Below are 13,827 nucleotides of genomic sequence, written 5' to 3' on the forward strand. Positions count from 1 at the left end.
TAAGTGAGGAATGAGGAAAACCCTACTGATTAAAGTGCCGCTTTATTAATAATAAATCTTTTAACCTATGGAAATATATTTGCATTATTGATATGCATTTTATTGGCTAAAAAACGATGACTAAGATGTGGTTTTATGCTTGCTTTTTTCGGTTATAGTGCTAATAAAGGCATCGTGTTATTAGTAGTGAAAAAGTAACAGTAAGGGGCTTTGATAGAATGGAGATACAATATAGCGCAGCTTATTTTGAAAAGTTGGATTTACTTGAAATTCTATATGCAGGGCAGGCAGCGTTAAAGGAAGCGCTACCCACACACAATGTCGATAAAAGTCATTTGGAAAGCTTTGAACAAATAGGAGCAGCTATTATTAAGCTAAATAAGGAAATTCGAATACTTGAGCTAAACATTATCCAGTCCGTAAAATAAAAATTCATGCAAAAAGTAATGAATTGCATGAGTTTTTTTGTTTGCGGATAGTAGCTTTTTTTCCAGAATTTAATGCATTTCATACCCGATTATTTAATTATATTGGAAAATTAAGGTTTTTGTAAGAAATAGGTAAGAGAAAAGACGCTTTTGATCGATAAAATTAAAGCAGTATAAAAGGGGAGAATAAATGACCTTAGAGATTATGTATTTGAATGTTATTTTAGGAGGTAAGAATAATGAAAAAAGTTGTTGGCGGTATATTGATTTGTATAGCTGCAATAACAGGTTACTCGTTTATAGGGCCCGGTTTTGCCAAAGTAACATCTGTTCAAGAAGAAAAAGAGATTGAGATCGATACTATTAAAGATATTAATTTCGAAACTACAGCTGCTGATATTAAGGTTATACCGAGCGCGACAAAAGATATGACAGTGAAGTTAGAAGGGGAAATTCAAAAGGATCTTAAAGATAAATATCAGTTAAATATAGAAAAAGAGGGAGGATTGCTGAAAGTTTCATACTTAACAAATGAAAACAGTATAGGTATCAAATTAGGAAGTGAAAAGGATGTTACCTTACAAGTTAGTTTACCTGAAAGAGCTTATAGAGAATTGTTGATACATACAACTTCTGGTGATATTGATATAGGAAGCGTAATAGCTGATAGTATTAATATACAAACTACATCTGGAGATCAAGTTATTAAAAGGGCTAAAGCTAATGACCAAATTTCAATGAGATCTAATAGTGGAAATGTAGAAATAGATGAGTTGTTTTCACCAAGTGGGATGATAAACACAAAATCTGGGCATGTTTCAATGATAATAGAAGAAATGATGAATTCATTAGATGTTGTTACAACAAGCGGAGATGTCCAAACAACTTTCAGACAAGATCCTAAATCTCTCAAAATAGATTTTAAAGGAGATTCCGGGAAGCCAGTTATAAAGTTGAAAAATATTATGTATGAAGACAAAGGAAAAAATAGTGCTATTGGGATTATTGGGGATGGTATTAATACAATAAATGTTAAAACTAATTCTGGGGATTTTACTGTTGAATGAGATGCTTCAATTATATTTTATCTCAAATTAACGGGCTGTAATACGCCACCTTGAAGTTGGGAGGGAAAGGTGCTAGCTGTCAAATCGACCATCCTATCCTTCAATTTAATAAAAGAAGCTCTCGTTTTCTTATGAAACGAGAGCTTTTACCTTCTTTCAGTATATAATTGAACTATTTACTTACTAATGCGAGCATGAACTTGTCTCGATCCGCTTCCTCCTGCATTTTATTCTCGACGAGCATTGCACCGTATCTCACATTTGTCATATCCCGATCAACTAAAAATTGAACATTCACTTTTGCAACTTTTTGATTGACAGGACAATCTCCTTTAAATTCTACAACGTCCTGTCCTTTTTGAGTTTTAAAATATACCCAATATGGATTTTTACAAGTGTTGGCAAAGCCAGATTCTAACGTTTTATTACTATTTTCGAATGAATAGTTTTTAACATATGTAATATATTCATTATTTGTAATGTCCTTTTGCGGACCGTAAAAATACCAGAATACCCCTAAAATCCCGATTGGCACAATCCACAGAATGTTCCTTTTGCTTAATTTCCCCATATTTGAAAGCCCCCTTTATGAGAATATTTTATCATCTTTATACTGATTTTTGCTAGCTTACAATAATATTTTCTAGTCTAAGAATTATTATTGTAGAATACGCCGTTTTGTCTGTTGTTTGTTGATAAATGTTTTTTTTATTTCTAAATATTTATTGGAAACTATGAGGCTTATATTGACGTCTTTTATGAGCGTATGTAGGTATTCAACTTGGATTATGTCAGCATTAAGCACCTGAAAAGACAGAACTTGTTACATGACAAAATGAACACCGAGAAATTAAATGCAAGGAGATTTACAAAATGAATTATGGACTATTTCAATGGATTAATGATATAGCGGGGCGCTATCCTTTTCTGGATAAAGGGATGATTTTCATCACCGATAGCGTTCCTTATGTCGTAATCGTATTTATGTTGTTTTTATGGTTTACTGCAAACAAGGAAAAAAGGGTAGAAAAACAATATAATGCTATATACATTGTATTTACATGTTTACTTGGATTGGGTCTAAACGCACTCATTCACATGTTCTACTATCATGCACGACCATTCATCACATATAGTGTTCATCAATTAGTACCACATGCTAACGATTCTTCGTTTGTAAGCGATCATTCCGTATTAGTATTCGCTGTAGCATGTACGTTGCTTTTACGAAAAGACTCGTGGAAGTATCCTGTTTTAGTATGGGCTATCCTAGTAGGTATTTCCCGTATCTATGTCGGCGTTCATTACCCAGCGGACGTGATTGGCGGAGCCCTTTTGTCATTTGGGGCAAGTATAGTCATTATTAAGTCTTCAAAAAAATTGGAGCCGTTCGTACAAATCCTATTTAATATCTATAATAGACTAACGAAACGTATCCCTTTTTTAGCAAAATTCGGCCATTAAGATCTGTGTCAGGAAAATAGTTGTTTTAAAATTTTTTAAGAGTATGTTTTTTATTTATTAGAAAAGCATGCTCTTTTTTTAATAATATAAAATTTGAGCTAGAAGTAAAGACTAGTGTAAAGATAGGGTAGATCAGACTTTGATAATGATCGATAGCGAAGTAATGAAAGCACAATAAACAAAAAGGGATGAATATTGTGAGAAGAAAAGGCCATTTCATAGACAAAGACAAAAATCAGATTTTTAACGATGATGCATTAGTTTCAAGTAATGTTTTCCCTAATACTCCTACGTTACAGGAACTTGAACAAATGATTTTTAATGGATTAGTAGAAATGATATTTATCTGTAACTATCAAACAGAACAAACAAGCAAATTAGAGCTATTGTCGATGAATGATATTAAGTATGAATGGAATACAAAATATAAATATAATATCACCCTTGATGGTGAAGCGTATCTAAATGATTTCCCTAATGGGTACTGTTTTTTTGTTGAGCTTTGGGAAGGCGAAAAGTGAACTCCTATTTTGGTGTTATTCGAATGCCATTAAAAATCGAAAAAAGATTGAAGGGATAGGGATATAGATTGGGGAGACTTCACTAAATTTTACTGTCAGTTGACCATTAGAAGTCAATTTTACATTGATATCGATGCTGAATTGTATTTCATAAAAAAATTTGGTAAAATAAAAATACAAATTATGAGAGGACTGATGAATGGACGATGATTAACTAAACTATATTTTTATTTGAAATGAACAACTTCAAACTTCAAATTACAAAATATAGGATTAGTCTGTCCATTTTTATAAATCAGTTTATACTTTAATTGTCATGTTTCCGATGACAATTAAGGAACTATTTACGATCAGTGAAAGACTAATCCTTCCAATTACAAATTGGGAGGATTTTTTTATTCTCTCATAAAGAATCTAATCGATAAGGAGAGAGAGATGGGCGATTCAGATACTCTTGTTACGCATGTATTACTCCGTACAAGTCGTTAATATCCATCAAACTTATGCGGAGAAATTTAGAATGGATGGATATGCCGACTTTGTATAAAAAGTAAAAAGTGTTGATATACAAAGGAGGAATTATCATGTCAATGATACAAGTTCAAAATTTAACTTTTTCTTATCCAAGCAGCTTTGACAATATTTTTGAAAATGTAAGCTTTCAAATAGACACGGATTGGAAACTTGGATTTATCGGTAGAAATGGACGGGGAAAAACAACATTCTTTAATTTAATATTAGGGAATTATGAGTATAGTGGGAAAATCAATTCTTCGGTCGAATTTAATTATTTCCCTTATCCAGTTTCGGATAAAAACAAGTATACGCATGAAATCATGGAAGAAATTTGCCCCCAAGCAGAAGATTGGGAAATTCTTCGTGAAATATCCTATTTAGACGTTGATGCCGAGGTCATGTATCGACCTTTTCATACATTATCAAATGGAGAACAGACAAAGGTGTTGCTTGCTGCACTTTTTTTAACAGAGGGACAATTTCTATTAATTGATGAGCCAACCAACCATCTAGATACGGAAGCGCGAAAGATGGTCTCTGAATATTTAAGGAAGAAAAAAGGATTTATTTTAATTTCACATGACCGAAACTTTTTAGATGGCTGTGTTGATCATATTTTATCTATAAATAGGGCAAATATTGAAGTTCAAAGTGGTAACTATTCTTCTTGGAAGCTGAATTTTGATCGACAGCAGGAACACGAAGAGGCAACGAATGAGCGTCTACAAAAGGACATAGGGCGATTAAAACAGTCTTCAAAGCGTACATCCGGTTGGTCTAATCAAGTGGAAGCTTCCAAAAATGGAACAACGAATTCAGGCTCTAAGTTAGACAAAGGTTTTGTAGGACATAAAGCAGCGAAGATGATGAAGAGAGCAAAAAACCTTGAATCAAGGCAACAAAAAGCTATTGAGGAAAAGTCAAAACTGTTGAAAAATGTGGAAAAAACCGAGTCATTAAAATTAGAGTCATTGACTTTTCATTCAAATGAATTGATTGTTTTGGCCGATGTGTCTGTTCAGTACGATAACCAAATAGTGAATAAGCCAATTAGCTTTAAACTTGAACAAGGTGACCGAATTGTGCTTGATGGAAAGAATGGAAGCGGAAAAAGTAGTATCCTCAAACTCATTCAAGGAGATCCGATACAGCATACAGGCTCGATGTATGCAGGTTCAGGCCTCATTATTTCCTACGTCCAACAAGATACTTCTCATTTGAAGGGAATGTTATCGGACTTTATTGAGGAGCATGGGATTGATGAAACGTTATTTAAATCTATCCTACGTAAGATGGACTTTGACCGAATTCAATTTGAAAAAGATATATCTCATTATTCGGGTGGACAAAAGAAAAAGCTGCTTATCGCCAAAAGTTTATGTGAAAAAGCGCATATCTATATTTGGGATGAACCGTTGAATTTTATTGATATTTATTCGCGCATGCAGATTGAAGAGCTTATTCAAAAATTTAATCCGACAATGGTGTTTGTTGAGCATGATCAAGCATTTCAACAAACAGTTGCAACAAAAACGATAACGCTGTAAAAGATAATATGAAAGCTAAAACCTTTTAAAAAAGAATCCATTTTGATCAATCTTTTCAAAATGGATTCTTTTATTTGTTGCCAACTATTGGTTTATTTGCGTATGAAATGACAGCCTTTTGGCTATCTTTTTTGATTTACATTTTTAACAAAATAAAAGATAGTAGTAAGGTACCACGCTTTGAATAAATGGGATAAAATTCACATAATAGCTTTAAAAGTGTTGAAGGTGTTTTTTAGGACTAAAATGATTTTTAAACCTAGTAAAATACTAAACGCTTTTTGATTCCATTATTGGATATGAAACAAAGGTAGGAGAAGGGATCCTAAAAAACCTCCCGTCATCGGATGGAAGCGTCCACTACCTTGAAGAGGAGCAGTACCCCTGCTAATGCTGTGCTAAGGATTGAGTATTTCGATGGGTATTCACCTATTAGGACGGAGGGCATGGAAACTGGCCTTTCGGAGGATCAATCATTACCGGATCTTATTCCCTGGCTGCAAATCGTGCAAGCAAAGGTGCTTTCATCTCAGGATGTTGAGCTCATGATTTCTACTAAAATTCCACCCGTCTCTACATTGCAACTTCATTTGAAGCTGGATGAACAGATGGTAGCAAAAGATACCGTATCAGCGATTAATGTCATTGTGTTGGCTCATGAAATGTCCGTTTAGCTGCAATCACTTCTAGTTCAACTAGAAGTGATTGCACAGCCGTGATAATATAAATTATTTTTTTATTAACTGAGTAAATATCCATTATAAAACGTCAAACAAGGTTCACATAAAATGATGTGAACTTTTTTTGATGTTTTCTAGTTCTGCATAATATTTTGTCATCACACCGTATCTTGTATCAATAATCTTGCGCAAGTGATACAAGAAATGAAATATTCTTCTACACTTTTACCTATTTCGATGGTTTATATTGCCATATAGGTCTTTAGACGGTTGAGTCATTTCCGTCTTTCCTATAATATGTAATTATAATTGAAAGTGATAATCATTATCAATTGTTTTCAGCACCACATTTGTTTCTATTTGCTTCTTATCATCAGTCTTTCTAATTAGGGAGACTAATTTTTTTATCAGTGAGTGATAATTATTATCATTTGGTAGGGAGAAGGCTTAGTGAAAGGATGATTAATTACATGCAACAGATAGCTAAACAGATTGCAGAAAATGCAACGTTTCAGGCGTTTATGAATTGTTATATACGAGAGGTGAGTAGCGGACATTGGGTCAGAAAGGAGGAGTGGATAAAAGAACAGCGACTATCTATCTTGATTACAGAGGCTCATATGTTAGAGATTGAGTTGCCGATCCAAAACACACGTTTTGCATTTGGCATGGAATACAAATCTCTAGTTGGAAGACATATATTTGGTGTCTCGTTGAAGTATTGTACGAAACAAAAACAATGGCTTGTCGAAGATAAATTAACGATACTCATCACGCTCATTCAGGAACTACATTTTATGGCTAAGGCGGATGGATGTCTTGGACTTTCTTCCCATTTTGATGAGCTCATTCTTCGCATAATAGAGAGCTATCAAACGATGGCAAATTATATTGAAAAGAGTTTGGAAGGTAAGAAACAAAATGGAGCTAACTGTACGTTTATTGAAGCTGAGCAGTCTCTCTTACTTGGCCATTGGCTTCATCCGACACCTAAAAGCAGACAAGGGATGGCAGATTGGCAACAAACGAGTTTTGCTCCAGAGCTACAAGGTTCTTTCCAACTTCACTATTTTCATGTCGACCGTAAAATTGTGAAAGAGTCTTCTGTATTAGAAAAAAGTGCAAGTGAACTCATTACTCAGTCATTAACAAAATCACAACCTGATTTTGTTATGTCAGAGAAGCATTGCCTCATTCCGATGCACCCGCTTCAAGCACAGTGGCTTTTACAGCAACAGTATGTAAAAGAAGCGATTGCTGAAGGGTTGATAAAATACGAAGGTGCGCTTGGGGCATTTTATACAGCAACCTCTTCAATTAGAACGGTATATAGCCCAAATGAAGAAATGATGTATAAGTTTTCAATTCCTGTAAAAATAACGAATTCATTGAGGGTAAACAGAACTCATGAACTAAAAGCTGGAATTGTTATGGCTCGGTTAATGAATAAGATTGATTTCTTACAGAACTATCCATCTTTCCGGATGATTGATGACCCAGCCTATATGACTGTAGAATTCCCAAATCAGACGGAGTCAGGGTTTGAGGTTATTTTTCGCTCAAACGTATTTCCTAAAGGGCATGATGAAGGAATATGCATGATCGCTACTCTTGTGCAAGAGCCCTTGCCAAACGAAAAATCAAAATTGTGTCAGCTCATTATGAAAATCTCTCAATCAGAATTCCGCTCAATAGAGAGTGTAAGTTTAGACTGGTTTAAAGACTATTGGAAATGTGCTATTGAATCATTATTAAGATTATACGATGAGCATGGGATCGCTCTCGAAGCACACCAGCAAAATAGTCTGTTAAACATTTCTTCTGGTTATCCAACTACTTATTTTTATCGTGATAACCAAGGTTATTACTTATCAAAAACATATAAAGAAGTACTTCTTTCAATAGAGCCTTCTTTACATGAAACAGCTGAGCTATTTTACGAAGATGCCCTTATTCATGATAGATTTACATATTATTTGTTTATGAATCAACTGTTTCCCGTTATATCTCGATTTGGAGCAGATCAGCTAATCGATGAAAAAATTCTTTTGAAGTGGTCTATCGATCAACTCCACTTATTAGAAAAAGAATTTACAGGTTTCGGGAAGGCATTTGTTCGTAACATTCTAAAACAAGAAGAGCTTGCGTTCAAAGCAAATTTATTAACAAGGTTTCATGATGTAGATGAACTAGAAGCCGAACTTGAACAAGCGGTATACACGAAAATTCCAAATCCGTTTGTTCTCCAGCATGAGGAGGCAGAATATGCAGCAGCTACAGCCTTTAGCTTCTAAACAAGGAGAGCTACGTGTAAGGCGGCAGCTTGTAGAAGCAATGATTTTTGAAGGACTAATCAAATATGAAGAAACACGTCTAAATAAATGGACTTCAATTTTTACTCTTGTTGGACAGAAGTGCACCTATCGTTGTGAAGGAAGAAGAATGGCATTTGATCGCATCCGAATAAAGGGAGATAGTATTTTTCTCATAGGAAAAGATGAAACGTTACTAGAAGCAAGTCTTGAGGATCTAGTAGATGAATTACTTTCGACTCGCCAAGACAAAGTTCGGTTACTGAAAGAACTTCATTTGACGAGTAAGCTTTGTGAATGGAATGATCGACATCTCCAAATGCCTATGTCGAGAAGAAGTTCGAGCTATGAAGAATTAGAATCAGAAATTACTGAAGGACATCCATATCACCCTTGTTTTAAATCCAGAACCGGTTTTACGATCGACGACCATAAAGACTATGGCCCTGAGGCAAAGCAATCTTTTACCCTTCAATGGGTTGCAGTGAGAAGAAGCTACGTACGAATTTCTGTCCTTGAAGAAGAAGAGAACTTTTGGAAAAGAGAGCTAGGGCATTTGCTGTGGGAAGACCTTCTTGCAATGCTTGCGGTATTCGATGGAACATTTGAAGAATATACGTTCCTACCGGTTCATCCTTGGCAATGGCATAACATGAAGCAAGAACTAGCTGGATTAATGGAGCAAAAAAATCTAATACCTCTAAATGTGAAAGGAGATTATTATAGGGCAAGCCAATCAGTACGAACATTATGGAATTTTTCAAATCCAAAAAAGGCGCAATTAAAATGCTCGATGAATATGGTGAATACCTCTTCATTACGAAAGTTACATTCTCATGCTGTTTGTGCCGCTCCTCATATTTCAGCATGGCTTAAACGGGTGATTCAATTAGACGACTATTTACATAATGAAGCGTCTCTTATTGTACTGGAAGAATATGCAGGGATTATTTTTGAACCGAAAACAAAAAAACATAGTAGAAAACTAGAAGGTCAGCTTGGCTCCATATGGCGAGAAAGTGTTCGCTCGTATATGAAGGATGAAGAGGAAGCGGTACCGTTTACGGTACTAATGATGATGGAGAGGGATGGGCGTCCATTTATTGATGATTGGCTATGCCAATATGGAACGGAGGAGTGGGTAAAACGCTTGATCGAAGTGAGTGTTATTCCTGTGTGGCACTTGCTTGTCGCTCACGGTATTGCTGTTGAGGCACATGCGCAAAATATGATTTTATTACATCAAAATGGGTGGCCAACTCGAGTTGTACTGAGGGATTTCCATGACAGTATTGAATATATGGAAGAATTCATTGCAGACAGAAGCCTCGTTCCAGACTTTGAAACGATACACGAACATTTTAAAGGTGCACCTGTTGATTATTATTATTGGATGTCTTCTGTAGAGGCTTTACGAGAGTTAGCTATGGATACACTATTCGTGTTTCATTTAAGTGAACTATCTTATTTGCTAGAAGAACAATATGGATTTGCAGAAACACATTTTTGGCGTCTAGTTAAGAACGGAATACAGAAGCACTTTGAACGTTTTCCATCATTATGCTCAAGAAATGAACAGCTTCAGCATACTAGCACACATATTTATGTTGAATCTTTGCTAACAAAGAAAGTTCAAAATCAAGAAGAAGGTAATTTTCGACATATCGTCAACAATACGTTGGCGCAAGCGGATGAAAAGGGGAAATGATGATGTTTTATGTCAACGATCAATTTTATAAAGTAGAAGATATCGAGAAGCAGTTTGAACTATTTGAAAGCTTACCTCATCTAAGGGAGTGTAACAATCGCAGGCTAGCTATTTGTACGGATGATACTTTCCAATATATAGCTCTTTGTTTATACATTCGCGAAAAAGGTGGATCCGTTGTCCCAATCCATCCTGCGACGCCTAAAGAGGGGTCTATACGGCTTGCTTCTTCAGCAGGTAGTCATCTTTTGTTGTTCCAATCAATCGATTTTTTCATCGAACTATCAAATCATTCCAATAACGAAGAAGGTGTATTAGTTCAAATGAGCTCAGGTACAACAGGAGCTCCGAAATGTATTGAACGAACGTGGAGTTCAGTGGAAGAAGAGATTGAAAGTTATGTGAAGACATTACCTGTAGACTCCTCGACAAATTCTGTTGTTGCTTGTCCGGTTACTCATTCTTATGGATTCATTTGTGGTGTCTTAGCTTGCATAAGAAGGGGTGCAAAGCCGGTTATTATTACGAATAGTAATCCTAAATATATGTTGAAAAAGCTAAAAGAATATCCTAAGCACATACTCTATGGGGCTCCAGCGTTACTTTATACATTAAGTAAATTATTACCTATTGATCAACAATTTGATCGCGTGATGACGTCAGGCACTTTGATGCCACATAGTTGGTTGACATCGTTAAGAGAGAAATCTAACCAAGTACTACAGCAGTATGGATGCTCTGAATCAGGGTGTGTTGCGATTCACCCTAGTGTGGAAGATCCGAAAGAAATGGGTTATCCCCTTCCTCATGTGAAGGTGACAGCTGGTAATAAACAAACACCGAGCGAAATTATCATTGAAACGTCTACACAAACGATTTATACGAAAGATCTTGGCTATATAGAAGATAATGTTCTTTCTTTTCTTGCAAGAATAGATGACACGATTAATGTAGCAGGCTTGAATGTGTATCCGCAAGAAGTTGAAGATGTGTTAATGGATGAGCCAAGGATAGTCGAAGCAGTCGTATATAAGAAACAAGACAACTTATCAGGAGAGCGAGTATGCGCACTATATGTGTCTACTGAACCGATCGATAATATGGAAATTAGAGAATGGTGCCGGAAGTTTCTCGCGCCACATCAAATTCCGATGGAGTTTGTGTTTGTTCATGAAATTGAAAAGCTACCTAACGGAAAAGTAAGTAGAAAAAAACTTGGAGGCATACCAGTATGACGCGCCAACAATTGATCAAGAGCATCTACGGTATTATGGAAAATTCATTAGAGTTGCAGACATTGTCCTCTTTTAATGAAGATGCCCGATTAAATGAGGATTTGTATATGGATTCAATTATGGTCCTTCAACTGATTCTTCATATAGAGTTGGATCTTGGCATTTCCATTCCCGATGAGGTTCTCGTTCCGAAAGATTTCAAAACAGTAGGAACACTAGCAAGCTTTTTAGAAAAGCAGCAAAAGGTAGAATAATCGGAGGCTAAAAATGATAAAAGTTCATTGTTTTGTAAGCTGTGTTTGTGAGGTTATTAAGAAAACGAAAGGCGTCGATCATAGGCCCTACTATTTTGGAGTATGGGACGCAGATTTTGATGTGCTTGATAATGGAGTGCTAGCATACCACTCTGATCAAATTGATCATCATTTCTTTCAAACATGGTATGAAATGCTCTATGGAATCAAGCTTTACAAATGGTATGACGAAAAGCAATCAAAACAAGAAAATATAAACAAACTGCTAGGATTATTAGAGAATAAATCTTCACATCAACATGTGATGGTGATGCTGGATTTATCGATGCTTCCAGAGCGAGAGAATAAATTTCATCAACGTCCATTCCCTCATTATGTGATGCTAGAATCGACAGAAAATGAAGAAGAATGGTTTATGTATGACCCTGATTTTCGCTGGGAAGGGATTTTACCGAAAGAGAGAATTTTAGCTGCAATTCAAGAGCCAACTGTCGAAGGTGGTTATTACTTTGATGCAAAGACGATTATTCCTCCAACTACAGAGACGGTGGAAGCCTATTTTAATACATGTATAAAGCTTCAATGTAATCCGTTGACAGATGCAATTACCAAAATTATTAAAGAGTATATCGAAGGAAAAGAAAAAGAAAGGATGTCAAAACTTCCGACTGCATTAAAACAATTGCCGGTAATAGCGATTAGAAAGTATGCATATGAGCATGCGTTTGCATTTTTTTGGGAAGCACTTGGCCGTGAAGAGGAAGGCTTTGACACATGGTGTAATGAAATTGAGCGTCTAGTGAATGGCTATACAACGATTCAGTATCGAGCGATGAAACTTGCGCTGACGCAAGATTTGTTAGTAGCGGAAGATGTTTTTGTGAAGTTAGAAGAACAAAATCTCCTTGAGTTCAAGATTAAGCAAGGATTACAAGAATGCTTTCAAGCATGGTTAACAATACAGCACAAGAAAGAGGTTATAATATGAAACTATCTATTTGTACAATCTCGTTTCGGCACCATCTCCACTCGATTGACCAATTAGCCCAATTTGCAAAAACGCAAGGTTTTCAAGGAATCGAGCTCTGGGGTGTTCATGCAAAGAACTTGGCAGATGAACTTCATTATGGAGCAGATTGGCTAAGCTCCTACGGTTTGGAAACGAGCATGCTTAGTGATTATTTGCCATTAGAAGCACCAGTTTCTGTGATGATGGCTGAAACAGAGAGGTTATCTTCACTTGCAAGGCGCTGGGGAACAAATAAGATTCGTACATTTGTAGGAAAGAAGGGCAGCTCAGACACGAGTACAAAAGAAAGGGAAGAACTTATTTTTAGACTTAGAATGCTCTGTGATTATCTTGAGTCGAAAGGACAATATTTGCTTGTTGAAACTCATCCGAACACATTGACAGATAATCTACCTTCAACAATGCAGTTACTCGAAGAAACGAATCACTCAAATCTACGCGTGAACTTTGACGTTTTACATATATGGGAATCAGGGATGGACCCTATTGTCGCCATGAAGCAACTTCGTCCTTATATCTCACATTTTCACTTTAAAAATATTGCCTCACGTGCACAACTTGATGTTTTTGCTCCTAACAATGTTTATGCTGCAGCAGGGTCTAGAGAAGGGATGGTTCCATTGTTTGAAGGTGCGGTTGATTATGGTGAATTCCTAGCAGAAGTAGGTTCAAACATGGAGGTAGATGCGTCATTGGAATGGTTTGGAGCCAATGTGAAGAGCGTATTAGCAAAAGATGTTCAGGAGGTTAAGAAGGCAGTGCAATTGGTGCAAATATAAGGCTGTTTAAAACATATGCATGAATCACAAGAATAGATTATGTAATAGATAAATAAGCTGAAAAGCTGACGGTCCATCCTAGACGTCAGCTTATTTTAATAGGTTAAAGCGAACATTGTGTAAGTTGGCAGCAGCAGAAATGATCTAGATGGCTAGGACGTTATTTTAGGGACGCGGGAAATAATGAGTTCTCTTTCTTAGAGCCTAATCTTAATGCTAGAACTCAAATCAGAGATAAAATATTTTAGGGAAATTACTCCAGATGCTCCAAAATCTCCAGGTAATC

General features: G+C 36.0%; 13 protein-coding genes. 12 read left to right on the forward strand and 1 reads right to left on the reverse strand.

All coding sequences use genetic code 11. The features are described 5' to 3' along the window. Nucleotides 1–218: 218 nt before the first annotated feature. Complete coding sequence (locus tag ACFTQ7_RS20045; protein WP_386830551.1) at nt 219–428, forward strand: hypothetical protein; 210 nt, start codon at nt 219–221, stop codon at nt 426–428. Nucleotides 429–667: 239 nt separating this feature from the next. Continuing rightward, entirely contained in the window at nt 668–1,495 is an 828-nt protein-coding gene (locus ACFTQ7_RS20050) for a DUF4097 family beta strand repeat-containing protein (protein WP_386830552.1), read from the forward strand. Between the two features lie 172 nt (nt 1,496–1,667). Here ACFTQ7_RS20050 and ACFTQ7_RS20055 read toward each other — a convergent pair whose 3' ends face one another. After that, the gene (locus ACFTQ7_RS20055) at nt 1,668–2,066 is read right to left on the reverse strand and encodes a glucosamine 6-phosphate synthetase (RefSeq protein ID WP_386830553.1); all 399 of its coding nucleotides are present in this window, start codon (nt 2,064–2,066) and stop codon (nt 1,668–1,670) included. A 302-nt stretch (nt 2,067–2,368) separates the two neighbouring features. Here ACFTQ7_RS20055 and ACFTQ7_RS20060 point away from each other — a divergent pair, with 302 nt between their 5' ends. The 10 genes from ACFTQ7_RS20060 (at nt 2,369) to ACFTQ7_RS20105 (ending at nt 13,541) form a co-directional block, all read left to right on the forward strand. Next, complete coding sequence (locus tag ACFTQ7_RS20060; RefSeq protein ID WP_386830554.1) at nt 2,369–2,959, forward strand: undecaprenyl-diphosphatase; 591 nt, start codon at nt 2,369–2,371, stop codon at nt 2,957–2,959. Between the two features lie 197 nt (nt 2,960–3,156). Beyond that, nucleotides 3,157–3,480, forward strand: coding sequence for a hypothetical protein (locus ACFTQ7_RS20065; protein ID WP_386830555.1), 324 nt, complete (start codon nt 3,157–3,159; stop codon nt 3,478–3,480). 584 nt (nt 3,481–4,064) lie between these two features. After that, the gene (locus ACFTQ7_RS20070; protein ID WP_386830556.1) at nt 4,065–5,543 is read left to right on the forward strand and encodes an Lsa family ABC-F type ribosomal protection protein; all 1,479 of its coding nucleotides are present in this window, start codon (nt 4,065–4,067) and stop codon (nt 5,541–5,543) included. Between the two features lie 446 nt (nt 5,544–5,989). Continuing rightward, nucleotides 5,990–6,217, forward strand: a complete 228-nt coding sequence (locus tag ACFTQ7_RS20075; RefSeq protein ID WP_386830557.1) for a hypothetical protein — start codon at nt 5,990–5,992, stop codon at nt 6,215–6,217. Nucleotides 6,218–6,693: 476 nt separating this feature from the next. After that, nucleotides 6,694–8,517: an IucA/IucC family protein gene (locus tag ACFTQ7_RS20080; RefSeq protein ID WP_386830558.1), complete on the forward strand. Its 1,824-nt coding sequence runs from the start codon at nt 6,694–6,696 to the stop codon at nt 8,515–8,517. After that, the gene (locus ACFTQ7_RS20085; RefSeq protein ID WP_386830559.1) at nt 8,489–10,243 is read left to right on the forward strand and encodes an IucA/IucC family protein; all 1,755 of its coding nucleotides are present in this window, start codon (nt 8,489–8,491) and stop codon (nt 10,241–10,243) included. Before ACFTQ7_RS20080 ends, ACFTQ7_RS20085 begins: the two co-directional genes overlap by 29 nt. 2 nt (nt 10,244–10,245) lie before the next feature. Further along, nucleotides 10,246–11,478 carry an AMP-binding protein gene (locus ACFTQ7_RS20090; RefSeq protein WP_386830560.1) on the forward strand — a complete coding sequence of 411 codons (1,233 nt, stop codon included), beginning with the start codon at nt 10,246–10,248 and terminating at the stop codon, nt 11,476–11,478. After that, nucleotides 11,475–11,732, forward strand: coding sequence for a petrobactin biosynthesis protein AsbD (gene asbD, locus ACFTQ7_RS20095; RefSeq protein ID WP_386830561.1), 258 nt, complete (start codon nt 11,475–11,477; stop codon nt 11,730–11,732). The genes ACFTQ7_RS20090 and asbD overlap by 4 nt, the downstream gene beginning before the upstream one ends. Before the next feature lie 13 nt (nt 11,733–11,745). Next, nucleotides 11,746–12,720 (forward strand): DUF6005 family protein, encoded by a 975-nt coding sequence (locus ACFTQ7_RS20100; protein ID WP_386830562.1) that lies wholly within the window; start codon nt 11,746–11,748, stop codon nt 12,718–12,720. Continuing rightward, entirely contained in the window at nt 12,717–13,541 is an 825-nt protein-coding gene (locus ACFTQ7_RS20105) for a sugar phosphate isomerase/epimerase family protein (protein WP_386830563.1), read from the forward strand. The genes ACFTQ7_RS20100 and ACFTQ7_RS20105 overlap by 4 nt, the downstream gene beginning before the upstream one ends. Nucleotides 13,542–13,827: the final 286 nt, after the last annotated feature.

The organism is Lysinibacillus sp. NPDC056959, from assembly GCF_042674095.1.
GTDB classification, from domain to species: Bacteria; Bacillota; Bacilli; order Bacillales_A; family Planococcaceae; genus Lysinibacillus; species Lysinibacillus zambalensis.